The 26,329-nt window shown below is 68.7% G+C and carries 21 protein-coding genes; 5 read left to right on the forward strand and 16 right to left on the reverse strand.

Annotated features, from left to right (window positions below):
* Window positions 1–18: 18 nt before the first annotated feature.
* Both ACEOAB_RS26525 and ACEOAB_RS26530 read right to left on the reverse strand, forming a co-directional pair.
* Window positions 19–3,312 (reverse strand): carboxyl transferase domain-containing protein, encoded by a 3,294-nt coding sequence (locus ACEOAB_RS26525; RefSeq protein ID WP_413750537.1) that lies wholly within the window; start codon window positions 3,310–3,312, stop codon window positions 19–21.
* 10 nt (window positions 3,313–3,322) lie between these two features.
* Entirely contained in the window at window positions 3,323–4,948 is a 1,626-nt protein-coding gene (locus tag ACEOAB_RS26530) for an AMP-binding protein (RefSeq protein WP_413750538.1), read from the reverse strand.
* Between the two features lie 85 nt (window positions 4,949–5,033).
* Between ACEOAB_RS26530 and ACEOAB_RS26535 the strand changes: the two genes are divergently transcribed.
* The 3 genes from ACEOAB_RS26535 to ACEOAB_RS26545 all read left to right on the forward strand — a co-directional run bounded on the left by ACEOAB_RS26535 (window position 5,034) and on the right by ACEOAB_RS26545 (window position 10,603).
* Entirely contained in the window at window positions 5,034–5,723 is a 690-nt protein-coding gene (locus tag ACEOAB_RS26535) for a TetR/AcrR family transcriptional regulator (protein ID WP_413750539.1), read from the forward strand.
* A 26-nt stretch (window positions 5,724–5,749) separates the two neighbouring features.
* Complete coding sequence (locus tag ACEOAB_RS26540; protein WP_413750540.1) at window positions 5,750–7,003, forward strand: branched-chain amino acid ABC transporter substrate-binding protein; 1,254 nt, start codon at window positions 5,750–5,752, stop codon at window positions 7,001–7,003.
* Between the two features lie 381 nt (window positions 7,004–7,384).
* A complete protein-coding gene (locus tag ACEOAB_RS26545) occupies window positions 7,385–10,603 on the forward strand; it encodes a bifunctional cytochrome P450/NADPH--P450 reductase (RefSeq protein WP_413749975.1) in 3,219 nt (1,072 codons plus the stop codon).
* A gap of 15 nt (window positions 10,604–10,618) precedes the next feature.
* Here the strand turns inward: ACEOAB_RS26545 and ACEOAB_RS26550 are convergent, their stop codons facing one another.
* The 5 genes from ACEOAB_RS26550 to ACEOAB_RS26570 form a co-directional block, all read right to left on the reverse strand.
* Entirely contained in the window at window positions 10,619–11,398 is a 780-nt protein-coding gene (locus ACEOAB_RS26550; RefSeq protein ID WP_056591222.1) for an esterase/lipase family protein, read from the reverse strand.
* 89 nt (window positions 11,399–11,487) lie between these two features.
* Window positions 11,488–12,123: a TetR/AcrR family transcriptional regulator gene (locus ACEOAB_RS26555; protein WP_413749974.1), complete on the reverse strand. Its 636-nt coding sequence runs from the start codon at window positions 12,121–12,123 to the stop codon at window positions 11,488–11,490.
* A gap of 22 nt (window positions 12,124–12,145) precedes the next feature.
* A complete protein-coding gene (locus ACEOAB_RS26560; RefSeq protein WP_056591229.1) occupies window positions 12,146–12,574 on the reverse strand; it encodes a phasin family protein in 429 nt (142 codons plus the stop codon).
* A 55-nt stretch (window positions 12,575–12,629) separates the two neighbouring features.
* Complete coding sequence (locus tag ACEOAB_RS26565) at window positions 12,630–13,184, reverse strand: hypothetical protein (protein ID WP_007835996.1); 555 nt, start codon at window positions 13,182–13,184, stop codon at window positions 12,630–12,632.
* A gap of 163 nt (window positions 13,185–13,347) precedes the next feature.
* Entirely contained in the window at window positions 13,348–15,027 is a 1,680-nt protein-coding gene (locus ACEOAB_RS26570) for a WS/DGAT/MGAT family O-acyltransferase (RefSeq protein WP_056591232.1), read from the reverse strand.
* A 210-nt stretch (window positions 15,028–15,237) separates the two neighbouring features.
* Here ACEOAB_RS26570 and ACEOAB_RS26575 point away from each other — a divergent pair, with 210 nt between their 5' ends.
* Both ACEOAB_RS26575 and rocF read left to right on the forward strand, forming a co-directional pair.
* On the forward strand, window positions 15,238–17,295 hold the full coding sequence (locus tag ACEOAB_RS26575) for a prolyl oligopeptidase family serine peptidase (protein WP_413749973.1): 2,058 nt from the start codon (window positions 15,238–15,240) through the stop codon (window positions 17,293–17,295).
* 1 nt (window position 17,296) lies between these two features.
* The gene (gene rocF, locus ACEOAB_RS26580; RefSeq protein WP_495653205.1) at window positions 17,297–18,217 is read left to right on the forward strand and encodes an arginase; all 921 of its coding nucleotides are present in this window, start codon (window positions 17,297–17,299) and stop codon (window positions 18,215–18,217) included.
* Here the strand turns inward: rocF and ACEOAB_RS26585 are convergent.
* From ACEOAB_RS26585 to ACEOAB_RS26625, 9 genes are all read right to left on the reverse strand, one after another.
* Complete coding sequence (locus ACEOAB_RS26585) at window positions 18,214–18,765, reverse strand: DUF805 domain-containing protein (protein WP_413749971.1); 552 nt, start codon at window positions 18,763–18,765, stop codon at window positions 18,214–18,216. The two genes, rocF and ACEOAB_RS26585, sit on opposite strands and share 4 nt — an antisense overlap.
* Window positions 18,766–18,808: 43 nt before the next feature.
* Entirely contained in the window at window positions 18,809–20,170 is a 1,362-nt protein-coding gene (locus tag ACEOAB_RS26590) for a DUF58 domain-containing protein (RefSeq protein WP_495653206.1), read from the reverse strand.
* Between the two features lie 118 nt (window positions 20,171–20,288).
* Complete coding sequence (locus ACEOAB_RS26595) at window positions 20,289–21,284, reverse strand: AAA family ATPase (RefSeq protein ID WP_495653207.1); 996 nt, start codon at window positions 21,282–21,284, stop codon at window positions 20,289–20,291.
* A gap of 14 nt (window positions 21,285–21,298) precedes the next feature.
* Window positions 21,299–22,546: a DUF4350 domain-containing protein gene (locus ACEOAB_RS26600; protein WP_495653208.1), complete on the reverse strand. Its 1,248-nt coding sequence runs from the start codon at window positions 22,544–22,546 to the stop codon at window positions 21,299–21,301.
* A complete protein-coding gene (locus tag ACEOAB_RS26605) occupies window positions 22,543–23,340 on the reverse strand; it encodes a DUF4129 domain-containing protein (protein ID WP_495653209.1) in 798 nt (265 codons plus the stop codon). The genes ACEOAB_RS26600 and ACEOAB_RS26605 overlap by 4 nt, the downstream gene beginning before the upstream one ends.
* Window positions 23,327–24,064 (reverse strand): hypothetical protein, encoded by a 738-nt coding sequence (locus ACEOAB_RS26610; RefSeq protein WP_413751304.1) that lies wholly within the window; start codon window positions 24,062–24,064, stop codon window positions 23,327–23,329. The genes ACEOAB_RS26605 and ACEOAB_RS26610 overlap by 14 nt, the downstream gene beginning before the upstream one ends.
* Entirely contained in the window at window positions 24,048–25,049 is a 1,002-nt protein-coding gene (locus ACEOAB_RS26615; RefSeq protein WP_413751303.1) for a stage II sporulation protein M, read from the reverse strand. The genes ACEOAB_RS26610 and ACEOAB_RS26615 overlap by 17 nt, the downstream gene beginning before the upstream one ends.
* Window positions 25,046–25,777, reverse strand: a complete 732-nt coding sequence (locus ACEOAB_RS26620) for an RDD family protein (protein WP_495653210.1) — start codon at window positions 25,775–25,777, stop codon at window positions 25,046–25,048. Before ACEOAB_RS26620 ends, ACEOAB_RS26615 begins: the two co-directional genes overlap by 4 nt.
* Before the next feature lie 16 nt (window positions 25,778–25,793).
* A complete protein-coding gene (locus ACEOAB_RS26625; RefSeq protein ID WP_413751456.1) occupies window positions 25,794–26,312 on the reverse strand; it encodes an RDD family protein in 519 nt (172 codons plus the stop codon).
* Window positions 26,313–26,329 lie beyond the last annotated feature (17 nt).

Below are 26,329 nucleotides of genomic sequence, written 5' to 3' on the forward strand. Positions count from 1 at the left end.
ACGAGGTCTAAAGACCGGTTACCAAGTGTCTACATAGGCAGCGGCCGCGCTAGGCGCCTTCGTCGCGGAGGACAGCCCACGCACCAGCCAGGTGCGCGTTTCGGCCGGATCGATCACTGCATCGATCTCCAGCGTCTGCGCCATATGGATCGCCTCGCCGTTCGCGTACTGCTGCGCCACGAGCTTCCTGAACAGCGCATCGCGCTCGGCGCCCTCGGGGACGGCCGCCAGTTCCTTGCGAAAGCCCAGGCGCACAGCACCTTCGAGCCCCATCGCACCGAACTCGCCAGTAGGCCAGGCCACGGTGAATACGGGTGCGTCGAAACCGCCCGCCGTCATCGCCTGCGCGCCCAAGCCATAGCCCTTGCGCAGCACCACGGCGAAGAAAGGCACGCGCAGGTGCGAGGCCACCATGAACATGCGGCACACGTGGCGCACCTGCGCCTGCGCCTCGATTTCGGGCCCGACCATGAAGCCGGGCGTGTCGCACAACGAAACAATTGGAAGGCCGTGCGCATTGCACAGCTGCATGAAACGCGCGGACTTGTCGGCCGCCTCCACGTCGATCGCGCCGCCGAGGTGGTGCGGGTTGTTGGCCATCAGGCCCACCGGCCTGCCCTCGATGCGCGCGAGCGCCGTGACGATGCCCGCACCAAAACCCGCGCGCAGTTCGAGCAGCGAGCCGGTGTCGGCCACGCCGCGCATCGCCGCGCGCACGTCGTACACGCGCAGCCGGTTCTCGGGCACCACATGGCGCAGCATGCGCGGGTCGGCGCATTGCCAACCGGTGGTCGCGCCCTGGAAGTACGACAGGTACTGCTTCGCCGCGGCCACTGCGGCGGCTTCGTCTTCCACGAGGATGTCGATCACGCCATTGCGCGACTGCACGCTGCTCGGGCCGATCTGCTCGGGCGCGAAGGTCCCGAGGCCGCCGCCTTCGATCATCGCGGGGCCGCTCATGCCGATGTTGCTGCTCCTGGTCGCGATGATCACGTCGGCACAGCCCAGCAGCGCCGCATTGCCTGCGAAGCAGCGGCCATGCACGATGCCGACCACCGGCACCTTGCCCGACAACGCCGCGAACTGGCTGAAGGTGTGGTTGTTGAGCCCCGCGACGATCGGCATGTCCGTATCGCCGGGACGACCGCCGCCGCCCTCGGCGAACAGCACCACCGGCAGCTTCAGCTGATGCGCGACCGCCAGCAGCCGGTCGGTCTTGTGGTGGTTGCGCATGCCCTGCGTTCCGGCCAGCACCGTGTAGTCGTAGGCCAGCACGGCGCAGCGCGACGCCTCGGGGCCGAACTGCTTCGCGTTGATGCTGCCCAGGCCCGTGACCATGCCGTCGGCGGGCGTGTTGGCGACAAGGTCCTCGAGCGTGCGGCGGCGCGTCTGCGCGGCGATGGCGAGTGCGCCGTACTCGATGAAGTTGCCGGGGTCGGCAGCGGTGTCGCACAGGTCGGCGATGTTCTCGCGCGCGGTGCGGCCACCCTGCGCGTGGCGCTTGTCGACGGCGGCCTTGCGGTTGATGTCGAGTGTGGGCGCGTGGCGGTCGATGACCTTGCGCAGGTCGGGGCGGATCGCGTCGAGGTCGTACTCGGCGCGCGCCTCGGCCTCGACGGCTTGCGCATCGACGGCTTCGAGCTGCACCAGCGACTGGCCTTCGACGAGGTAGTCGCCGGGCGCGGCCAGCAGCGCGACCACGCGGCCGGCCACGGGCGCGTGCAGCAGGTGCTCCATCTTCATGGCCTCGAGCACGCCGAGTTGCGCGCCGGCGGGCAGCACGTCGCCGATGTCCACTTCGAACTGCAAGAGGCGGGCCGGCATCGGCGCCTTGACGGTCAGTTCGTCCGAGCCGTCGTCCTCGACGACGGGTTGCGCAGCCGGCGCGGCCGTCGTCTTCTTCGCATGCTTTTCAAACGAAGCCGCGGCGGCCAGCAGATCGCCTAGATGCGCCTCCACGAAGCGCGTGTGCACCGCCTGCGTCTCGAACTCGGGCCGCGCTGCGATGGCACGCAGCAGCGACAGGTTCGTGGCGATGCCGTCGATGTGGCATTCGTCCAGCGCCCGCAGCGAACGACGCAATGCATCTGCGAAACGCGGCGACGGCGAATGCACGATGAGCTTGGCGAGCAGCGTGTCGTAGTGCGGCGAAGGCGCAAGGCCCGCATAGCCGTGCGTGTCGACGCGCACGCCCGGCCCGGCCGGCAGGTCGAAGCGCGCGAGCGTGCCGCCCGAGGGCCGCGCGTTGCCTTGCGCATCGAGCGTCTCGGCGTTGATGCGCCACTGCACCGCGAAGCCGCGCTGCGGCGCGGTGCGATCGGCGTCCACGCCCAGTTCATCCAGGGGCTGGCCCGCTGCGACAGCGATCTGCAGTTGCACCAGATCGAGACCCGTCACCGCTTCCGTCACCGTGTGCTCGACCTGCAGCCGTGGGTTCGCCTCGATGAAGACGAAGGGCAGCGTCGTCGATCCGGCATCGACCAAAAATTCGAACGTGCCCAGCCCGCGATAACCCACCGCCTTCGCCATGCGCAGGGCAGCCTGCGTGACCTGCGAGCGCAGGGCATCGGGCAGCGAGGGGCTCGGCGCAATTTCCACCAGCTTCTGGAAGCGCCGCTGCAGCGTGCATTCGCGCTCGCCGAGGCTGGCCACGGACTGCCCGTCGCCCAGCACCTGCACCTCGATGTGCCGCGCATTGCGCATCAGCCGTTCGACGTACACGCCTTCGATGCCGAAGGCCGCCCTGGCTTCGGACATGCAGCGCGCATGCGCCTCGGGCAGTTCGTCCGCATTCAGCACCGCGCGCATGCCGCGCCCGCCGCCGCCGCCGATGGCCTTGACCATCACGCCCGCGCCCTGCGCATGCTGCTCGGCGAAGAAGGCCTGCGCCTGCGCGAGCGTCACCGCACCGGCGCTGCCGGGCATCACCGGCACGTCGCATTGCGTGGCCAGAGCGCGTGCGCGTGCCTTGTCGCCGAACAGGCCCAGCTGCTCGGGCGTCGGGCCGATGAAGACGAGGCCTGCCTCGGCACAGGCCTGCGCGAAATCGGCTCGCTCGCTGAGAAAGCCGTAGCCGGGATGCACCGCATCGCATCCTTGCGCCTTTGCAACGGCAATCAGCGCAGCCACGTCGAGGTACGCGGAAGGCCCGGTCGCATCGAGTGCGACGGCCGTGTCGGCCAGCTGCACGTGCAGCGCCGAGGCGTCGTCGCGCGCATGCACCGCCACGCTGGCGATGCCCAGGTCGCGCAGGGCGCGCACCAGCCGCACGGCGATCTCGCCGCGGTTGGCAATCAGGACTTGGGAGAACAAACGGAACCTCTCAGCTTTGGTCTTTGAGCAGGCGGCGCAGCACCTTGCCCGCGCCGGTGGTCGGCAATGCATCGATGAAGCTCACGGCGCGCGGCGCCTTGTAGCTCGCCATGTTGTCTCGCGCCCAGGCAATCAGCGCATCGGCCTCGAGCGCGGCGCCAGGCTTGCGCACGATGAAGGCCTTCACGACCTCGCCCTTCTCGGCATCGGGCTGCGCGATGACGGCCGCCTGCGCGACCGCCGGGTGCTTGATGAGGATGGTCTCGACCTCCTCGGGGAACACGCTGTAGCCCGAGACCTTGATCATTTCCTTGAAGCGGCCGATGAAGGTGAGGTAGCCATCGGCGTCGAGCTTGCCCATGTCGCCCGTGTGCACCCAGCCGTTGCGCAGCGTGGCGGCGGTGGCCTCGGGCTTGTTCCAATAGCCCTTGAAGACGCCGGGGCTGGTCAGCACGATCTCGCCGACCTCGCCCGTGGGCATGTCGGCCTGCGTGTCACCATCCTTGTCGGGATTGACGATGCGGATCGTCACGCCCGGCACCGCGATGCCCTGCGTGCCCCAGCGCGGCGCATGGTGCGGCGTGTAGGTGTCGCAGGTGTGCGTTTCGCTCAGGCCGTAGGCCGCCTCGAACGAGGTGCAGTTGGGTGCGTGCGAGCGCCACTGCCGCGCCAGCGGTTCGGTGAAGGTGATGCCGAAGCTCGTCACCGGGTTCATCTTCAGGCTGCCCAGGTCGAAGCTCGCGATGTCGGGCACCTGCATGCAGGCCACGTTCATCGGCGCGATGCTGTACCACCAGCTCACCTTGTACGCGGCAATGGCCTGCAGCGCGGCGCGTGGATCGAAGCGGTGCATCAGCACCGAGGTTGCGCCGCTGAGCACCGGCACGTTGACGCCCATCAGCATGCCCGCGATGTGATACAGCGGCGCGATGGACAGCAGCACGTCATCGGGCCCCACGCCATTGCAGTCGGCCGCGGCGCGCGTCTTGAAGAGCGCGTTGCCATAGCTCAGCATCGCGCCCTTCGGCAGGCCGGTAGTGCCCGAGGTGTAGGTCATGAGCGCAACGTCGTCCATGCCGATGGCGACGGCCTGCGGCTTCGCGCCGGCCTTCATCACGGCGAGGAAGTCTTCGCAGCCTTCGGGCACGGTGCGTTCGGACTTGCGCTCCGCGGCGAGTTCGAGCGGAAGGTCAAGCGCGGGATCGGCGGGCAGCAGATCGGCGTAGTGCACCACGAACACATGTTCGAGCGCGCTCTGCGGCTGCACCTTGCGCACCACCGGCAACAGCGGCGCGGCCGCGACGATCACGCGCGCCTTCAGGTCGTCGACCTGGTAGGCCAGCTCGTGCTCCTTGTTGAGCGGCCCGCTCGGGCAGACGATGGCACCGATCTTCTGGATGCCGAAGTGCGCGACCAGATACTGCGGGCAGTTGTTGAGGAAGAGCACCACGGGCTCTCCCTTCTTCACGCCGAGCGCCTGCAGACGCGCGGCGAAGGCGTCGCTCGCGCGATCGAGCTCGGACCAGCTCATTGCATGGCCGTACCAGAGGCAGGCGGTGCTGCCGCCGCGTTCGCGTGCGTGGGTGCGCAGGTACTCGTGCAGGGGCTGCTGCGGGCGGTCGGGCAATGTCTCCATGGCGTCACTTCCTCAGGGTTATCGATAGCCGCACGCACCGGGCTGGCGCTTGCCAATGGTGCATGGTGCACGAACAATCCTACCCATGGGTATAACTTCCGCGACACGGCACAAACCCTCTGGAAGCCAGAGCGACACGACTGCACAGCCGCACCTGCCGCAAGGCACGGGCCGCCAGCGCGCGGCCACGCAGGGCACCGATCTGCAGCGCGAGCGCATCCTGCAGGCGGCCGCGCAGCTCTTCGCGGCGCAGGGCTATGCCAACACCACGATGGCTCAGATCGTGCGCGCGCTGGGCGTGACCAAGCCCTTCGTGTACTACTACTTCCGCGACAAGCAGGAGATTTTCGAGACGCTATCCTGGCGCCCGGCTGTCGATTGCTTCACCGCGCTCGACTTCGCGGCCACCGACCCGCGCCGCGCCAGCGAGAAGGTGATCGACGGCATCGAGCGGCTGATTCGCGCAACCATCACGCACCACCCCGTCGCCTTCTTTCCCTACCGCGAGCCGCAGGTGTACCGGCCCGAATACATCGCGGCGCAAAAGAAGCTCGCCCACCACTTCTACGACCTGCTGTGCCCGTTGCTCGAAGAAGCGCGGCGCGACGGTGATCTCGACTTCGCCGAGACCAAGCTCACCGCGCTCGCGGCATGCAGCCTGCCGGGCTTTCTCTACAGCTGGTACCGCCCGAACGGGCGCCTCTCGCCCGACGAGGTGGTGGCCGAACTCACGAAGCTGGCCAGCCGCGTGATCGGGCTGCAAGCGAAGAACTGACCGACAACCATCCCCGGAGACAAACCATGAAGCTCAACCGTGCGCCATTGGCGCGGATCGCCCTTGCCTGCCTGCTGGCCACCGCCGGCGCCGCTCACGCGCAGCAGACCTACAAGGTCGCCTACATCGATCCGCTCTCGGGTCCCTTCGCCAACGTCGGCGAGCTGATGCTGATGCACACGCAGTACGCCATCGAGGACATCAACGCCAGGGGTGGCGTGCTCGGCGGCACCAAGCTGCAGCTGCTGCAGTTCGACAGCAAGCTCTCGGCGCAGGAAAGCCAGAGCGCACTGCAGGCGGCCATCGACCAGGGCGCGAAGGCGATCGTCACGGGCGGCTCGGGCTCGTCGGTGGTCACGGCGCTGGTGCAGTCGGTGGCGCGCTGGAACCAGCGCAACCCGGGCAAGGAGCTGATCGTGCTGAACCACTCCTCGATCGACCCCGAGATGACGGGCAAGGGCTGCAGCTTCTGGCATTTCCAGACCGAGGCCAACACGGCGATGAAGATGAAGGCGCTGGCCAACTACATCAAGAAGACGCCCGACGTGAAGAAGGTCTACCTGCTCAACCAGGACTACGCGCACGGCAAGCAGTGGGCCAGCTACGGCCGGCAGCTGGTGGGCCTGGCGCGGCCCGACATCCAGTTCGTCGGCGAGGCGCTGCACCCCATCGGCCGCGTGAAGGACTTCGCGCCCTACATTGCCAACGTGAAGCAGAGCGGCGCCGACTCGGTCATCACCGGCAACTGGGGCCAGGACATGACGCTGCTGCTGAAGGCCGCGGGCGACGCGGGCTACAACCTGCGCTACTTCAACCACAGCGCGGGCTCGGTGCCGGGCACGGTCACGGCGGTGTCGCAGGCGAAGCTGGGGCAGCTGACCTGGGTGGCCGAATGGCACCCGGGCGAGGCCGGCACGCCGAAGGTGGACGCACTGGCCAAGGCCTACAAGGCCAAGACCGGCAAGGACTTCCTCGCGCCGCGCATCGACATGACGCCGCGCCTGCTGGCTGCCGCCATCGACAAGGCCGGTTCGACAGACACCGTCAAGGTGGCTCGTGCGCTCGAAGACCTGAACTTCGAGTCGGTGGTTGGTCCGGTACGCATGCGTGCCGAAGACCACCAGTTGCTGCTGCCGCAGGTGGTCAACACCATCGTGCCGGTGGATGGCAAGACGGTGAAGACGGGCTGGGAAGGCACTAACTACGGTTTTCGCACCGACGCGGTGTATACCGGGAACGAGCTGGCGCAGGGTACTGAGTGCAAGATGGTTCGGCCCTGATTTTCTCCGGGGACGCGTGCACAGGCCACCGGGTACTCCCCTCCGCGAATGTCCCCCGGCCTGCGGCCTCCTCCTTTATTTCGCTGCGGGGAGCACCCGGTGTCCTGCGCACGGGGACACGCCGCTGGTGCGTGTCCGATCAACCAGTGCTCTGAACGATCACGCTGATGCGGGGGCCTTTTTCGCGAAATAAAGGAGGAGCCCGAAGGGCGGGGGACATTCGCGAAAAAGGTCACCGCGTCGGCGGGATCGCGCCCCGAAGCCCCCCGCCCGAAAGTCCTAAGGGAAACCCCGTCCTGCCCACCTCCCGTGCCGTCGGGATACTCCGGCTTCCATACCCCGGTATCCGAAGCGGGTCCACTCCAAAGGCACAACAAGACCATGGCAGGCAAAAACTCGCTCCACCCGATCCCGCATCCGGCGAAGAAGCCCTTCGTCGGCAACCTGCTGTCGATCGGCTCCGACTCCCCCGTGCTCGACATGTGGAAGATCGCGCAGGACCTCGGCGGCATCTACTGGCTGGACATGCCGGGCATGCCGGTGATCGTGGTGTCGTCGCCCGCGCTGGTGGACGAACTCTGCGAGGAAGCGCGCTTCGACAAGAGCACGCGCGGCGCGCTGCGCCGGCTGCGTGCCGCGTCGCACGGACTTTTCACTTCGGACACGCACGAGGAAACTTGGTCGAAGCCGCACAACATCCTGCTGGCCAACTTCAGCCAGCGCGCGATGCAGGCCTACCACCCGATGATGCTGGACATCGCGGGGCAGCTGGTCACCAAGTGGGAGCGCCTGAACTTCGACGAGGAGGTGGACGTGGTGCGCGACATGACCGCGCTCACGCTCGACACCATCGGCCTGTGCGGCTTCGGCTATCGCTTCAACTCGTTCTACCGCGAGGGCTTCCATCCTTTCGTCGACGCGATGGTGCGCACGCTGGAGACGGTGCAGAACCGCCGCGGCCTGCCGCTGGAAGAGCTGATGCTGAAGAAGGAGCTCGCGCAGCAGCGCAAGGACATCCGCTTCATGCACAAGATGGTGGAAGACATCATCGAGGAGCGGCGCGCGAGCGGGGCCGACATCGCCACCAAGCCCGACCTGCTGAGCTACATGATCGCGGGCGTGGACAAGAAGAGCGGCGAGCAGCTCACCGACAAGATGATCCGCGACGAGTGCATCGAATTCCTCATCGCGGGGCACGAGACCACCAGCGGCCTGCTCTCGTTCGCCATCTACTTCCTGCTGAACAACCCCGAGGCGATGGCCAAGGCGCAGGCCGAGGTGGACAACGTGTTCGGCCCCGACACCACGCAGAAGCCGACCTACGCGCAGGTCAACCGGCTGCAGTACGTGATGCAGGTGCTGAAGGAATCTCTGCGCCTGTATCCGACCGCGCCCGCGATCTCGATGCGCGCCAAGGAAGACACGAAGATCGGCGGGCTGTACACGATCAAGAAGAACAACATGGTCATCATGCATGCGCTCGCGCTGCATCGCGACAAGGGCATCTGGGGCGAGGATGCCGACCGGTTCAACCCCGACCACTTCAGCCGCGAAGCCGAGCGCGAGCGGCCGGTGAACGCTTTCAAGCCCTTCGGCAACGGGCAGCGCGCCTGCATCGGACGGCAGTTCGCGCTGCAGGAGGCGGTGCTCACGCTGGGCATGATCCTGCAGCGCTTCAACCTCGTGGACCACACGGGCTACAAGCTGAAGATCAAGGAAGCGCTGACGATCAAGCCGGAGAATTTCAAGATCAAGGCGCTGCTGCGCGACCCCGCCACGCGCCCGCGCGGCAACATGAGCGACGCGGCCGCCGCGCCCGTGCAGCCCACGCAGCCTGCACAGCGCAAGCCGCAGGCGGCGCGCCACGGCACCTCGCTGCTGGTGCTGCAGGGCTCCAACCTCGGCACGGCCGAAGACCTCGCGCGGCAGCTGGCCGAGGCGGGCGAGATGCGCGGCTTCTCCACCCAGCTGGCCTCGCTCGACGACTATGCCGAGCGGCTGCCGGCCAACGGCGTGGTCGCCATCGTCTGCGCCTCGTACAACGGGGTGGCGCCCGACAACGCGGCCGAGTTCCATCGCTGGCTCGACAAGGCCGACGATTCGCTCAACGGCGTGCGCTTCAGCGTGTTCGGCTGCGGCAACACCGACTGGGCCGCCACCTACCAGGCGGTGCCGCGCCGCATCGACGAACGGCTCGAGGCGCTCGGCGCCACGCGCGTGCATCCGCGCGGCGAAGGCGATGCGCGCGAGGACATGGACGGCGCCTTCCAGGACTGGAGCGATGCGCTGTGGCCCGAGCTGGTGAAGGCCTTCGGCATCAAGACCGGCGCCGATGCGCCGGCGCAGAGCGAGCCGCTCTACACGCTCGAGGAGCTGCCGCCGCCGCAGAAGAACGCGATCGTCGATGCGCTGGGCGCGGTGGCGCTGCGGGTGATCGAGAACCGCGAGCTGCAGAACAACGGCAACGGCGAAGCGGGCCGCTCCACGCGCCACGTCGAGCTGATGCTGCCCGAGGGCCTGGTCTACCGCGCCGGCGATCACCTGAGCGTGGTGCCGCGCAACAGTCCGGCGCAGGTCGAGCGCGCGATGGCGCGATTCGGTTTCGACCGCGACGCGCATGTGCGCCTGCATGCCGGCTCAGGCCGCAAGGCGGCGCTGCCGGTGGAGCAGGTGATCGCGGTCGACCGATTGCTGGGCGACTACGTCGAGCTGCAGGACGTGGCCACGCGCAAGCAGATCGCCACGCTCGCGGCGTATACCGAGTGTCCGTTCACCAAACCCAAGCTCGCGGCGCTGTCGGGCAGCGACGAGGCTTCGCAGGCAGCGTACAAGACCGAGGTGCTGCACAAGCGCAAGTCGCTGCTCGATCTGCTGGAAGAGCACCGTGCCTGCCAGGTACCGTTCGCGGTGTTCCTCGAAATGCTGTCGCCGCTGTCGCCGCGCTACTACTCGATCTCTTCTTCCCCGACGATGACGCCGGGCAAGTGCAGCGTGACGGTGGGCGTGGTGAGCGGCCCCGCCAGGTCGGGCAGCGGCACCTTCGAGGGCGTGTGCTCCAACTTCCTGGCGCGCGCCGAAGCCGGCGACACGGTGCACGGCGTGGTGCGAGAGACCACGGCCGAGGGCTTCCGGCTGCCCGATGATGCGGCCCGGCCGCTCATCATGGTCGGACCAGGCACCGGCCTCGCGCCGTTCCGCGGCTTCCTGCAGGAGCGCGCGGCGCAGATCGAAGGAGGTAACCCGCTCGGCGAGGCGCTGCTGTTCTTCGGCTGCCGCCATCCCGAGCAGGACTTCATCTATGCCGACGAACTCCAGGCCTGGGCGCATCGCGGCGTGATGAAGCTGCACACCGCGTTCTCGCGCGCGGGCGAGCGCAAGGTCTACGTGCAGGACCTGATCCGCGAGCAGGCCGCCGATGTGTGGAAGCTGCTGGAAGCGGGCGCGGTGGTCTACGTGTGCGGCGACGGCTCACGCATGGAGCCCGACGTGCGGCGCACGCTGAGCGACCTCGCGCGCGAGCACGGGCACGACAGCAAGGCGTGGATGGACAAAATGATCGCCGACCAGCGCTACGTGCTGGACGTGTGGGCCGGAAGCTGAGAAGCCCGCTGGGGCTCAGATATCGCGATCGGGATCCGGATAGACCAGCGGCCCCAGCAGCCCGCGATTGAAGGGCTTCCACTCGCCCTCGGGCTGCGCCAGCCGGTCGGCTACCGCATAGAGCACCGCAGGGTGCGCGCCCAGTCCCAGGTGGCTGGCGACGACTTCGATGTTCTCGGACTGCGGCCCGGTCTTCTCGATGCTGCAGCGCCAGGCAACGACACCGTCGGTGCGACTGAAGATCGAGGTGGTCGGCACCGGCGGCGTGGGCTGCACGAACTTCATGCGGCGCGGGTCGTGCGAACTCTGGCCGCTCACGCCTTCGTACACGCGCCATGCGTTGGTGGCGCGCGGGCTGCCTGAGAAGGGGCTGCCCAGCGTGATGACGTTGCGGATCATGGGCGCATAGGAAGACGCCAGCAGCCGCGCATACACGCCGCCCAGACTCCAGCCGATCACGCTGACCTTCTGGCCGCTGTTGTCGTGCAAGGTCTTCAGCAGCTCGACCATGGCGTCTTCCACGCCTTCGCGCGGACCGAAGTTGCGCCCCTGGCCCCAGCCGTGCGCGTCATAGCCGCGGCTGCACAGATAGCGGCGCAGCAGCAGCGTGGAACCGTCGCCCGCCACCAGGCCCGGCAGCACGAGCACCGGGTGGCCATCGCCGCGCGGCGTGAGCTGCAGCAGCGGCCACATGGCGATGCCTGCGCCGGTTTCCCAGAGCGCGCGGGCTTCGGCCAGCAGCAGCAGGCGCGACGGCGGCGCGACAGGTTCCTTGGCGTAGGTGGCAGTGGTCATGATGATGGATGGCTCCTTTGTGGTTTTTATCTGCTTCAAGACGAACATGAGGCCGGTAGAACGAATGCCCCGTCGGACGACAGCGACATTTAACCGAGGTATTTGCGCCTCAGGTAATCAAGGTAAGCCCTCGATTCGTTGGAAACATACGGAGAAACCAGCGTGAGCGTGTAGAAAGCCGCTAAACCGGGGTCGGCCTGCGCCAGCGCGTCGCGCCCCGGCACGAGCCGCTCGAACGACAGCCAGCAGGTGGTGGTGAAGACCATCTGCAGCGCCAGGATGCGGGCCTGCTCGGCACTGGTCTCGATCACGCCCGAGGCCACCAGGCCTTCGCACAGCGTTTGCGCGGCCAGCAGGTTCTGCGCTGTCATGGCCTGCGCGCGCTGGCCCAGCGCGGGGTACTCGCTGGCCAGGAAGGCCATGTCGCGGTAGATGAAGCGGTATTCGTCGATGGCCTCGAAGCGCAGGTGCAGCGCGAGCCAGAGGTCGTCGATGGCTGCGATCGATGCCGACGAACCGTTCAGGGCCTCGAGCCGCTGCTCGAAGCGCCGGAACAGCCATTCGACGATCAGCTGCTTGGCCTTGAAGTGGTAGTGCAGGTTGCCCGGGCTGATGCCGAGCTCGGCCGCGATCTTGTGGGTCGACACGGCCGCGAGGCCTTGCGCGTTGAACAGCGCGAGGCTGGCCTGCAGGATGCGGTCGCGTGTGGTGTTGGAACTGGCCACAACCGGCTTGTCGGGTTGTCGCTCAGCGTTTGGCGCGGCCACGGGGGGCGGCGGCGCCGGTGCCTTCGAGTTGCGCGACGCGTGCGCGCAGTTGCGCGACCTCGTCGCGCAGGGCCTGCACTTCTTCTGCGCCGGGCATGCCCAGGCGCTGCATGGCGGTGGCGACGCGCTGGTCGAACACGTCCTCGAACTTGCGGATGCCGAAGCTGTCGAGCCCGGGGACCTTGCCCTGCCCGATGCCGAGCAGGCCTTCGATCACGTTGGCCTGGCGCTTGGCGACGTCGTTGCGCACGTTGTCCAGCGCCTTCAGGCCGGCGCGCAGCAAGACTTCAGCCTTGCCGGGCTCCGCGGGCTTCCTGGTTGCCGCGGGCGCCTTCCTGGCAGCCGGCATCTTCTTCGCAGGCGCCGCCCTCTTCTTCAACTTTGCAGTTTCGTCAGGACGGGTCGCCATGCAGTGCTCCAGATGCCGTAAAAAAGTAAAAAGGGCGCTTTCACGCGCCCCGGGGTCAGGCCGCCTTGCGGGCAGCAGCGCGGCGAACCGGCTTCTTGGCGGCGGCGGCCTTGGCCTTCACCGTGCGAACCGGCCTGGCTTCTTCGGCGCCGCTCACGCGGGCTTCGATCTGCTTCGTGCCGGCGGCGATCTTGTCGGCGATCTGCACCGAGACGGCGGCGATCGGCTGGTTCAGCGCGCCCAGTGCGTTGATCACCGAGGTGGCGACCGGCGATTCGACGCGGGCCACGCGGCCAGCAACGGCTTCGATGCCGCTGGTGGTGCCGGCTGCAACGCGGTCCATCACGGACACGATGCGGCTGGTGTCGATGTCCAGGCGGTTGGCCAGGAAACCATTGATCTTTTCCTGCGCGCCGATCAGGTTGGCCTTGACCTGCTCGCTCACCAGCGGAATCTGGCGGCTGCCGAGGAACTCGCTGTAGCGCGAAGCGGCGCCGCCCAGGAGGCGATGCACGCCGGTGCGGTAGGCGCCGACCAGGGTCTTGCCGGCGTCGTTGTACTGGCCGACGACGTGAACGGCTGCGGAAGCGATGGTGGTTTGCGTGGACATGAGAGTGATTTCCTTGAAGTTGATGGGCTCGCGAAGGAAACGGGTGTGTCTGTCGCGATGGGCCTATCTTCTTCCGCGGGGCCTAGGCCTGAAAAACTAGAACGGTCGGAAAACTAGTCCAACTGCCCCAATTTTCAGCAGGCCGCCGGGGCCCGTGCGCCGATCATGCCGCAGCGGCCCGGGGGGTGCCGGAACGTTTGGCCGGAGCGGCCTTGCGGGCCGGTGGCTTGGGCGCGACCTTGATGGGCGCCTTCTTCACGGCAGCCTTCACGGGAGCCTTCCTCGCCACGGCCTTGACCGGCGCCTTCTTGCGCGCGGCAGGCTTCTTCTTCGCGGCAACGGGCGCGGGCGCGGGCTCGGCCTCGTCCGACGGGTCTTCAGCCATCTTCGCCGGTACCGGCGCGGGCGCCGCCCCCGCGGCCGCCGGGTGCTTCTGCGTCAGCTCCATCAGCAGCTTGTGCTCGGCCAGCATGTAGTCGCCGATCTCGGTGATGTCGGGCACGGCGCGGCGGCAGGCGATCAGGCCGTAGTCCATGCGGCCGTTGTAGCTCTGCACCGTCACGTTGAGCGCCGTGCCGTGGCTGGCGATCGACACCGGGTAGTAGCAGGTGACCAGCGCGCCCGCGAAGTACATCGGGAACGGCGCGCCGGCCACGTTCGAGATGGCCACGTTGGCCGCAGGCGGCAGCAGGTTGACGATGCCGGAGCGCCCCACCATCGAGGCGATGCCCGACATCAGCCAGGGCGCGGCGAAGGTCGGGAAATCGTCGAGGATCACCGCCTTGAAGCGGTTCATGGTCGACTTCGACGAGGTCGACGATGCGTTGATCGCCTTCAGCCGCTGCACCGGGTCGGTGATGTCGGTGGCCAGGCTCACCAGGATCATGCTGGCCTGGTTGTTGGCCGTCTGGTCGCCGGCCTCGCGCAGGCTGACCGGCACGCCGGCCACCAGCGGCTTGGCCGGCAGTTCGTTGTTGTCGGCCAGATAGTGGCGCAGCGCGCCGGACACGGTAGCCATGACCACGTCGTTGAGCGACACGCCGAAGTGCTTGGCGATGTACTTGGTCTCGGCCAGCGAGATGGTGCGCCCGGCGAAGGTGCGCTGGTTGGTGATCGACACGTTGAGCGAGGTGCGCGGCGCGAAGAGGTTGAACTTCTTCGGCGCGGCGGCCGTGTCCTTCTCGGCCGCCTTCTCGTCGGGCTTGGCCAGCCCGCCGATGGCGCGAGCGATGGCCGGCGCCATCTTGAAGAGCTTCACGTACTGCTGCGCGGTGTTGCGCAGCGCCGCGGTCGCAAGCTCCGCCATGCCCAGCTGGTAGCCGCTGCCGCGCGGGCGCGAACGCGGCGGCTTCACCACGCGGCCGGTGGCCTCGAGGTCGAAGATGGCCTTGCCCACTTCCACGCCGGCCTGCCCGTCGATGCCTGCATGGTGCACCTTGGTGTAGAGCGCCACCTGCCCGCTCTTGAGGCCGTCGATGATGTAGAACTCCCACATCGGCCGGCTGCGGTCGATGAGCGAGGAATGCAGCCGCGCCACGTACTGCTGCAGCTGGCGGTTGGTGCCGGGCTTGGGCAGCGTGATGTGGCGCACGTGGTAGTCGAGGTCGATGTCGTCGTCCTCGACCCACACCGGGTTGCTCATGTCGAAGGGCATCAGCGCGAGCTTGCGCGTGAACACGTCGGCCAGGTGGATGCGGCTGGCCATGAAGCTCTTGGCGTCTTCGTAGAAGTCGCCTTTGTAGCCCTTGGGCAGGTCGAGCACGTTCAGGGAGCCCACGTGCATCGGCATTTCCGGCGTTTCCATGTGCAGGAAGGTGGCATCAAGACCGCTCAGGTGTTTCATGTGTTGTCTCTCCTTGGTGGGGCATGCGCCATCCGGCAGGATAGCGCGGGCATTGCATTCGTGGGCCCCGGCTTCTTCAGTGTTTCCACCGGGGGGAAGGCACCGGCGCGACAGGGGTTTGCCCGGAGTAGCGAAAAAGTGTCGGACGTCCGGCGGGCATGCGGCAACTGCTCAAGGCCCTCTTTCACACGGGCTCCGTACACTGAGGCCATGACATCCAGCCTCCCCCCGCAGCATCCGCAAGACGAGCAGCTCTGGCTCGAAGACATCGACGGCGAGAAGCAGCTCGCCTGGGCCCGCGAGCAGAACGCGCTCACCGTGCAGGCCTATGCGCAGTCGCCCGCGTTCGAGGCGCTCCAGCAGGGCATCCTCGAGGTGCTTGACTCGGACGACCGCATTCCGATGGTGCGCAAGATCGGTCCCTTCTTCTACAACTTCTGGCGCGACAAGGAGCACCCCAAGGGCCTGTGGCGCCGCACCACGCTGGACGAGTACCGCAAGCCGCAGCCTGCGTGGGAGAGCGTGCTCGACCTCGACGCGCTGGCCGCGGCCGACAAGGAGAACTGGGTCTGGCACGGCGCCGACTGCCTGGAGCCCGACTACAAGCGCTGCCTGGTCTCGCTGTCGCGCGGCGGCGCCGATGCCGACGTGGTGCGCGAGTTCGACCTCGAATCGAAGCAGTTCGTCGAAGGCGGCTTCTCGCTGCCCGAGGCCAAGAACCACGTGGGCTGGAAAGGCATCGACCAGCTCTACGTGGCCACCGACTTCGGCCCCGGCTCGATGACCAGCTCCAGCTATCCGCGCATCGTGAAGGAGTGGCGGCGCGGCACGCCGCTCGCGAGCGCGGCCACGGTGTACGAAGGCCTGCACGAGGACATGTCCATCAGCGCCTACCGCGACAACACGCCCGGCTTCGAGCGCGACTTCGTCTCGCGCCAGATCGACTTCTACGAGAGCGAAACCTGGCTGCGCGGCGCCGACGGCACCCTCGCCAAGATCGACGTGCCCGACGACTCGCTGGCCGAGATCACGCGCGAATGGATGCTGATCGAGCCGCGCACCGACTGGACTGTGGGCGGCACCACCTACAAGTCGGGCTCGCTGCTGGCTGCGAAGTTCGACGACTACATGGCCGGCCGCCGCGAGCTCACGGTGCTGTTCGAGCCCGACGACACCACCGCGCTCGACAGCCACTCGTGGACGCGCCATCACCTGATCGTCAACGTGATGCACGACGTGGTGAACCGCCTCGAGGTGCTCACGCCCCCATCGAACGGCACCGGCGCCTGGAAGCGCGAGAGCCTCGGCGGCGCGCCCGCGCTCTCGACCATCGCGGCGGGCGGCATCGACGAGGACGAGAACGACGACTACTTCCTCACCGTGAGCGGCTTCCTGCAACCGACCACGCTCTACATCGGCACCGTTGGCCAGGGCGAGCCTCAGGTGCTGAAGGACAGCCCCGCTTTCTTCGACGCCTCGCGCCATCGCGTGAGCCAGCATTTCGCGACCTCGAAGGACGGCACGCGCGTGCCCTACTTCGAGATCGCCGCGAAAGACCTGCAGGCCAACGGCCGCAACCCCACGCTGCAGTACGCCTACGGCGGCTTCGAGATTTCATTGCAGCCCAGCTACAGCGGCAGCATCGGCCGCGCGTGGCTCGACAAGGGCGGCGTGTACGTCATCGCCAACATCCGCGGCGGCGGCGAGTACGGCCCGCGCTGGCACCAGGCCGCGCTGCAGGAAAACCGGCTGCGCACCTGCGAAGACTTCGCTGCCGTGTCGCAGGACCTGTTCGCGCGCGGGATCACCTCGCCCGCGCACCTGGGCGCGATGGGCGGCAGCAACGGCGGCCTGCTGATGGGCAACATGCTCACGCTGTACCCGCAGCTCTACGGCGCCATCGTGAGCGAGGTGGCGCTGCTCGACATGCGGCGCTACACGCACCTGTCGGCGGGCGCCTCGTGGATCGCGGAATACGGCGACCCCGACCAGCCCGAGGAATGGGAATGGATCAAGACCTTCTCGCCCTACGAGAACGCGAAGCCGGGCCAGGCCTATCCGCCCGCGCTGTTTACCACCTCCACGCGCGACGACCGCGTGGGCCCGGTGCATGCGCGCAAGATGCACGCGAAGCTGTCCGCACTGGGGTACGCCAGCAGCTTCTACGAGAACATGGAAGGCGGCCATAGCGCGGCCGCGGACAACAAGGAGTCCGCCTTCATGGACGCGCTGGGCTATGCGTACCTGTGGCACCACCTGAGGAGTTGAAATGAGCTACGCCAACGTCACCCTCGAACTGATCGGCGCGCCGACCGACGTCGGCGCCAGCGTGCGCGGTGCCGGCATGGGCCCCGATGCGCTGCGCGTGGCGGGCCTGCCGGAAGCGCTGGCGCGGCAGGGCTACGTCGTCGTCGACCGCGGCAACCTCGCCGGCCCGGCCACGCCGTGGGCGCCGCCGGCCAACGGGCTGCGCCATCTCGACGAGGTGATCGCCTGGAACCGCTCGGTGTACGCGGCCATCGACACCGCGCTGGGCGCCAGCCATGTGCCGCTGATGATGGGCGGCGACCACTGCCTGGCCATCGGCTCCATCAGCGCGGTGGCGTGGCATGCGCGCAAGCGCGGCAAGAAGCTGCGCGTGCTGTGGCTCGACGCGCACTCCGACGTCAACACCGAGACCACGAGCCCGAGCGGCAACCTGCACGGCATGCCGGTGTCGTGCCTGCTGGGCCACGGGCCTTCGGTGCTCACGGGCTGGAGCGGCGAGCGCGCAGCGCTGCACCACGACGCCATCCGCTTCATCGGCATTCGCAGCGTCGACAGCGACGAGAAGGAGGCCATCCGCACGCTGGGCCTGAGCGTGTTCGACATGCGCCACATCGACGAGCACGGCATGCGCACGACCATGACCGAGGCGCTGCAGGACGTGGACGACGACACGCACCTGCACGTGAGCTTCGACCTCGACTGCCTCGATCCGGCCGACGCGCCCGGCGTGGGCACCGGCGTGCGCGGCGGGCCGACCTACCGCGAGATGCAGCTGTGCATGGAAATGATCGCCGACACCGGACGGCTGGGCTCGCTCGACGTGGTGGAGCTGAACCCCGCGCTCGACGTGCGCAACCAGACGGCCGAGGTGGCGGTCGAACTCATCGAGAGCCTGTTCGGCAAGTCGACGCTGGTGCGTTAGGGCTTGACCGCCTGTGCCGCCTGCGCGGCCTTGGCCTTAACCGTGTACTGCTGGTAGGCCGGAATCGCGATGGCCGCGAGGATGCCGATCGCCGCGATGACGGGAAGAAGCAAGGCGCCGATGATGACGCCGACGCCGTTCGGCGGCGGCGGCGCGCCGAAGCGATTGACGCCCTTTGTCCCGGGGTTGAACACCCAGATCAGGCTCACGAGCGGAATGAGGCACAGCAGCACGGTCCACCCGGTCCATCCCATGTCATGGCTGCGCTGGATCGAGAGCAACGTGAAGAACAAGAAATAGGGAACGACGATCAGCAGCGGCAACAGCGACGCGAGGGTCGAACCCAACGAGCTTGCGAAGATCGCAACGATCACGCCGACCACGATCGCGATCAGCAAGTAGCCCACGAGGCTGTAAGACAGATAGCGCAGCCGCCCGATCCGCCCCTTGGAGGAAAACAGCTTCACGGGCTGCTCGCGGGCTTCGCCGTCATACACATCGGCCACTTCCGCCCTCGGCGCGGCATAGGGATTCACCATCTCTGTCATGCACTTCTCCTCTGTTGTTGAACGAACATTGTGAAAAGGGTGCCTACAAAAGGCCAGCCCTTTTGACTGCGTGATAGCGATTCACCAACGCCACCGCAAGGTCGGCCGGCTCCACGTCGACCGACAGCGGGTCATTGCCGACCACGCGCGCGAAGGCGTCGCGCCTGGACTGCTCGAAGAGGTGCGCCGCAGCCACGTCGACCGCGTCGCGCGCATGCACCAGCGGCTGATTGGCGATGCGCCCGAGCACCCGCTCGCGCAGGCTCGCGACCAGCACGAGGTGCTTGCGGCGCAGCAGCTTGATTGCGGGGCGCAGCTCGGCGGAATCTTCGTCGCGGAAATTGGTCAGCACGATGACCAGCGCGCGCCGTCTCTGCACGCGCAGCAGTTCCTGCGCGGCCAGCAGGTAGTCCGAATGGGTAGCGCCGGGCTGGATGTCGTGCAGCCGGTTCATCAGCGCGTTGAGTGTGGCGGTGCCCTTGCGCGGGGCGAAGTCGCGCCGCTCCTCGGCGGGGCAGCCGAAGGTCATGGCGCCGACCTCGTCGCCCTCCTTCAGCGCCACGTAGCTCAGCAGCATCAGCGCATTGAGCGCCTCGTCGAAATGGCTGCCGGCCTGCTGCGCCAGCGCGCCCTCGTCGGCACGCATGCGGCGGCCGCAGTCGAGCAGGAACAGCACGCACTGGTCGCGGTCGTCCTGGAACTCGCGCACGATCGGGCGGCGCTGGCGCTGCGTGGCCTTCCAGTCGATGTGGCGCAGCGAGTCGCCGGTCTTGTAGTCGGCGAGCTGGCGGAAGTCGGTGCCGAGCCCGCGCTGCGCGTAGGTCTTGATGCCGATCTGCGCCAGCCGCCGGTCGCCCGACAGCCAGGCGTAGCGCGCCAGTGCGGCGAAGTTGGGGTACACGCGCAGCCGGCGCGGCTCGCCCAGCGTCTGGCGCATGTCGAAGCAGCCGAAGCGCGTGCGCCAGCGCAGCTGGGTGGCGCCGAACTGCGCAACGCCGCGCTGCGTCGCGGTGGCGGTGTAGCGCAGTGCGACGTGCGAGAGCGCCGGCACGGTGACCGTCTGGGGCAGGCCCTCGAAGGCGAAGTGCGTGTCGAGCTCGTCGAACACCGACACCTGCCAGGCCCGCGCGCCTTCGTTCACCAGCGTGAGCGTGAGCACCGTGGGCACGCCGAGCGAGAACGCACCGGGCAGCTTGCGCTCGATGCGCAGCGGCGCGGCGCGCCAAAGGCGCAGGCTGTGCCAGAGGTCGACGCCCGCAAGCACGAGCCCCGCCGCCAGCAGCACGCCCGCCACGACGGCGACGTACCCCACCGGCGCGCCCAGCAGCAGCGCCACGGAGGCGGCCGCGGCGAGGCCGGCCAGCGCCAGCACGGCCGCGCGCGCGGGGATTGGCAGCAGGCGCATCAACGGAGCACCGCCCCTTCGGGAAACACCGCGGAGCCGGCTTTGCCGGGCCGCAGGTGTTGCCCCCGGCAGGGGGTTGGCGAAGCGACACGAAGTGCGCGAAGCCTGGGGGCGAGCGTCATAACCTCGGGGCTTCCACGCTGTCGCGCGCGGCACGCAGCAGGGTGTCGACGCCCAGGCCTTCGAGTTGCGCGTCGGGCGAGATCATCACGCGGTGCCGCAGTGCGGGCAGCGCCTGGCGCGCCACGTCGTCGGGGGTGATGAAGTCGCGCCCGGCCATCAGCGCGGCGGCGCGGGCGGCGCGCACCAGGGCCATGGCGCCGCGCGGCCCGGCGCCGGAAGAAAGGCCCGGCCAGTCGCGCGTGGCGCGCGCGATGCGCACCGCGTAGTCGATCACACGCTCGTCGGCCTGCACCAGGCAGGCCAGCCGCTGCAGCTCGAGCACCTGCGCCTCGTCGAGGCAAGGGCGCACGGCCTCGAGCGGAAACTGGTTGCCGGCGCGGTGCCGCGTGGTCAGCTGCACGATGGCGTTCTCTTCGCTGTGGCTCGGAAATCCGATGTCGATCTTCAGCAGGAAACGGTCGAGCTGCGCCTCGGGCAGCGGGTAGGTGCCCTCGGTGTCGATCGGGTTCTGCGTGGCCATCACCATGAAGGGCTTCGGCAGCGGCATGGCCGTGCCTTCGAGCGTGACCTGGTACTCCTGCATGACTTCGAGCAGCGCGCTCTGGGTCTTGGCCGGCGCGCGGTTGATTTCGTCGGCCAGCAGGAGGTTGGTGAACACCGGCCCCTGGTGCACGCGCAGCGTGCCGAGGCTGCTTTCTCCGCGCGTGGCGAGGTCGAGCACCGCGTGGCCCGTGATGTCTGAAGGCATCAGGTCGGGGGTGAACTGCACGCGCGCATAGCGCAGCGTCATCGCCTGCGCGAGCGCCCGCGCGAGCAGGGTCTTGCCGAGCCCCGGCACGCCTTCGATCAGCACGTGGCCCGAGGCGACCAGCGCCACCAGCGTCTGGTCGACCGCCTCGATCTGGCCGACCACGGCCTGGCCGACCTCGGCGCGCAGCGTCTGCAGCCACTGGGCCGCGCGCGTGAGTTCTTCGGGTTGGATGGCTTGCATGGACGTCTCTCGGTTCAGGATGTGGAGGAAGAAGAGGAAGAATCGGATGAAGGCACGAACGGCCCGCGGGCATCGAGCCGGCGGCGCGCGGTTTCCAGCACCTCCAGGTCGACCGACATGGCGCCGACATGGCACGCCCGCGCGGCCATCGCCCGCACGAGCATCGCGGGCTCCAGGCCGGTGGCCTGGGCGACGGCCGCGGCGCGTGCCGACGCATCGCGGCGCGCGTAGCCGCGCAGCTGGCGGCCGGCAGACTCGTGCAGCGCGCGCAGCTGCGCCGCATGCAGCGCGTCCGCGCCATGCATGTGCAGGAAGCCGGCCGTGCCGCGCACCTGTTCGGCCATGGAGCGCCGGTGCGTGCCGGCCGAGGGCATCAGCGGCCCGAAGCGCACAGCCGCGCGCCAGAGCGCGGCGGCCAGCGCGAGCAGGCCCACGATCAGTGCCGCCCAACCCTTGTGCCAGAGCCAGCGCAGGAAGGGTTCGCGCGTTTCCTCGGCGACGAACCAGACTTCGGCGCCGCTGCGCGCCTGCACCGCGGCGGCCATGAACAGCGCGTTGTCGGCGCGTGTCAGGCCCTCGTTGTGCCACAGGCCCAGGGGCATCACGGTGACGGTGCCGCGTCCGACCTGAACGCGGATCGCCTCGGTGCCGCGCTTGCCCACCACCGCCCACAGCGGCGGCGGCTGCTTGTCGGCGGGCCGGTAGCGCGCCGCGGACGCCCAGGTGCAGATCCGGAAGCCGCGGCCGCCGACGAAGCTCGCGGGCACGGTCTCGGGCTCGGTCACCGCGCGGCAATCCGCGTCCCTGGCGGGTTCGGCGAATTGCGACCTGGGCAGTCTCCTCCTCGGTACGGGTGGCTCTTTCTCTTTCTTCTCGTCCGCCGCCGCCGGCTTTTCCTTGACCAGCGGAATCCAGCTTTCCAGCAGGTCGCTGTCGACGAGATGGCTGGGCATCACCAGGTGCCCGCCCTGCTCCACCCACTCGCGCAGGCGCCGCTCGCGCTCGGGGAACATGTCCCAGTGACCGGAGGCGAGCACCAGCCGTGCCTGCGCGGGAGGCATGGCGTCCAGGTCGTCGCGCTTGACCACCTGCATGCCGAGTTCTCGCAGCATCGCCTGCGCCGCATAGAAGGAATTCGTCTTGGCCTCGCCGCTCGCGGGTGTCGGCACCTCGGTGTCGGCCCATTCGGTGGCCCAGACCAGCCAGAAGCCGATCAGCGCCAGCACGAGCACCGAGCCGATGCGGACCAGCCAGGCGCTCATGCGGCCACGCCTTTCGGACTGCCGGCCGGCGCGGCCGCGGGCAGGTGCAGGTCGAACTCGCCGCAGACCGCCAGCACCTGCGCGGTGGAAGGCAGCCGTCCGCCGTACGCCCCGAGTTGCCAGGCCCCGACCAGCCGCACGAAGAAAGCCTGCGAGTCCGCCGCCAGCCGGGTCGCGGAGAGCTGCACGCATTCGCCCTCGGTGCTCGCGGCACGCACCGGCACTCCGTGCGCGTGCACGAGGCGCGACAGCGCACCGCGGTACAGCAGCGACAGCGCGGGCCTGTGCTGGCCACGCTGCCAGAGCGCGGCCGCGGCATTGCCGATGTCGTCGGGCAGGCTTTCGGGCCGGATGTCGAGGCTGCCGACATGGCTGGGCAGCGGCGCCTTGCCGGGCCGCGCGCCGCCGGCACGCACCTGCATCCAGCGGTGCAGGCGAATCGCCAGCCAGGCCAGCGCCAGCGCGCCCAGCCCCCAGACGAGCCAGCGCGCTCCTTCGGCCACCGCCTTCACGAAATCACGCAGCCAGTCGAGGCTGCCGGTCTTCTTCTCGGCTTCGTCTTCCTCGTCATCCCGTTCCTTGAAGCGGAGCTTCTTCTCGGTTTTGGTGCCGGGCATGTTCGGGTCGGCGCGCACCTTGTCGACCGCGGCCTTCACCTGCTCGCGCGTTGGCGCCTCGGCTGCGGCGGCCGCCATCGGCACGACCGCGCCGAGCACGCACCACGTAGCCAGCAGCGCCGCGCGCATCCACGGTGCAACGCCGGGGAGCCGGCTCCGGGAGTCACCGGAACCCACGGCGGAACTCCTGCTCGATGTCCCAGGCCTCGAGCTCCACCCGGCGGTTGAGGTACATCGCGAAACCCGCCGCCACGTAGAACGGTTCCAGCACGCCGACGACCAACGCATAGGCCCCCGCGGTCAGCAGGCTCTGCAGCGAACTGTCCGACTGCGTGAGCCAGCCGAACAGGTCCCTCACGCTGCCTTCCGGCGCAAACCAGAACAGCAGCGACAGCAGGCAGATGTCGAGCGACATTTCCACGTTCGCGAACACCAGCTGCATTCCCGTGGCCGCGCCGCGCCGCCCGCGCAGCAGCTGCGTGCGCCGCTTGCGCCGGGCGCTGCCGCGCTGGCCTTCGAGCTGCTCGATCGCCTGGGTGAACGAGCGCCAGGGCGAGAAGCGCCGCCACACCAGCGTGCGCAGCAGCTGCCCGCCCCACACGGCGCGGCGGTTGTGCCACAGGTCGGCCCAGCGCGTCTCCTGCCCGAACACGGCGCGCGAATGAACGAACAGCAGGCTGCGGTCGAACCAGGGCTTGAGCCAGAAGATCAGCAGGCTGGGCAGCCAGCCGGCGATCTCGAACGTGCACAAGGCCAGCAGCACGGTCACCACATACACCGGCAGGAAGGTGCGCCACACCGAGCGCGCATGGTTGCGCACCAGCTGGACGCCCAGGTCGGCGGCCTCGGCCATGGGGCGCGGCCGCAGCGCAATGGCGAGGCCGTCAACCTGCATGTTCATCGGCCTTTGCGACAGCTGCTGCAGCAGCGGCGCGCGGCCGGCCCTGCCAGCCCAGGTACGCCAGCACCAGCGCCCAGCAGGCGCCGCCCACGCCGTACTTCACGGCCGGCGCGATCCAGCGCGCCGACGACCAGAAAGCCTCGACCGCGGCAGCGATCAGCAGCAGCCCGATGACGCCGTAGACGATCACCACGGCGTGGTGCGCGGCCAGCCGCAGGGCCTCGAGCCGCGTGTGCCTTCCGGGCGCGACCCACGAATAGCCGAGCCGCAGGCCGGCCGCGCCGGCCAGCACGATCGCCGTGAGCTCGAAGGCCGAGTGCGTGACCACGAAGGAGCAGAAGTTCCCGGCATGCCCCGAGGCGATCAGGTGGCCGCCGACCGCTCCGATCTGGACGCCGTTGAACACCACCACCGCGGCGCTGCCCACGCCGGCGAAGATGCCGGCCGCGAAGCAGCGAAAGCCGATGCCGATGTTGTGCATCACGTAGAAGCCGAACATCTGCCAGTCGTCGCTTGCATTGCGCGTGCGGCCCAGCGACTCGGCGCCATCGCCGTACATGGAATCGAACTGCCGCACGGCGCTGGCGTCGAGCAGGTGCAGGATGAAGCCCGGGTCGCGGTAGGCCGCCCATCCGGCGGCCAGCAGGGGCAGCACGAACATCAGTGCCGACACCAGCAGGTAGCCGCGATGCGCCCGCACCGCCTCGGGAAAGTCGACCAGCGCCAGCCGGGCGAAGCGTGCCAGGCCGTAGTCGTGCTGCCGGTAGATCAGCCGGTGCGCGCTCTGCGTCAAGCCCTCGAGCCGCTGCGTGAGGTGGATCGGGTAGGCGCGCGCCTGCGCCAGCGCCAGGTGCTCGCACACGCGGCGGTACAGCGTGGCGAGCCGCGCGCCGTCGAATTTGCGTCGGGTCTCCGCGACGCGGACGACGGCTTCGAGTTCGGCCCACAGCGGCGCATAGGCGGCTTCGAAATCGATCGGCGTCATGGCCCTCTTCCTTCTGCTGCTCCTCGCGCATCGGCGCCGGCGCGGCGGCCCAGCACCCATTGCGCCACACCGAGCAGGCGCTGCGACGCGGAAGCGCCGGAGGTGTCGGGGCCCAGCACCGGTTCGGCGACGCGTGCGAGTTCGTCGAAACGCTCCGGGGTCAGGCGCGTCGCGCGCCCGGCCCACGACACGATGGCCACCTGCTCGCGCGCCGTCAACGGCCGCGCGGGCGCCTGCGGTTCGGCCGCGGGCACGCTGCCATGCAGGCTCACCTGGTCGCTGAACACCACCAGCGTGCCCGCGGCGAGGTCGCCCAGCCGCTTGCTGTCGCGCCGCCACAGCATCGACACGATGCCCGCGCCATAGAAGGACGGCACGAAGTCGGCCGCGCGCAGCAGGTTGCGGGTCAGCGCGGCGGCGGGCGTCACCGGCAGGCCCGAGTCCATCACCACGCGCAGCCCCATCACGCGCTTGCCGGGCGTGGCCGCGGCGCGCGTGAGCTCGAAAACCACCGGGTAGAGCCACTCGAGGCAGAAGTAGCTGATCAGCAGGATGCCGACACCCATCTTGCCCAGCATGCCGGCGGTGATCGAGATCGCGAAGAAGATGCCGAGCCGGATCGCGAAGTCGATGAGGTACGCCAGCCCGCGCGCGACGAGGCCGGCCGGGCGCAGCGAGAGCGCAATGCCTTCCGGGGTCTCGGCGGTGTAGAGCGTGTCGAGGCGCACTGGCGTGGCGCCCGGCTCAGGCCTGCAGCACGACGGTGTCGGCGATCTGGTCGTGCAGGCAGCGGCGCGACGCGCGGAAGATGAAGAGGCAATCCACCAGCAGGTAGATCGGCCCGAGCAGCGGCCAGATGGTCAGGAAGAACATCGGGCCGTCGCGCAGGGCGAGGATGCGCCCGATCTGCGCCTGCGATCCGTCGGGCCGTGCGATGCGGATCTTGAAGAGCGCCTTGCCGATGGTCTGGCCGCGGGTGGCCAGCAGATAGCCATGCAGCACGAGATAGAGAACGACGCCGGAGGCCGCGCTGGAGATGCGGGGCTCCCAGAGCCCGAGGCCGTCGTCTTCCCAGAGGTTGATGGGCGTGAATTTCGCTAGAAGCCAGATCACGGCGATGGAGATGCCGGCGTCCAGCATCGCGGCGAGGAAGCGCGTGCCGCGCGATGCGAGTTCCCCCGACTGCGCCCCGCCCGGCTGCACCACGTCTTCCACATGGGCTTGCGGAGGCGCGTAGCGCGTGTCCTGCGACTGGTCTTCCATGCCCGTCCCTCTCCGAA

This window comes from Variovorax sp. Varisp53 (genome assembly GCF_059491555.1).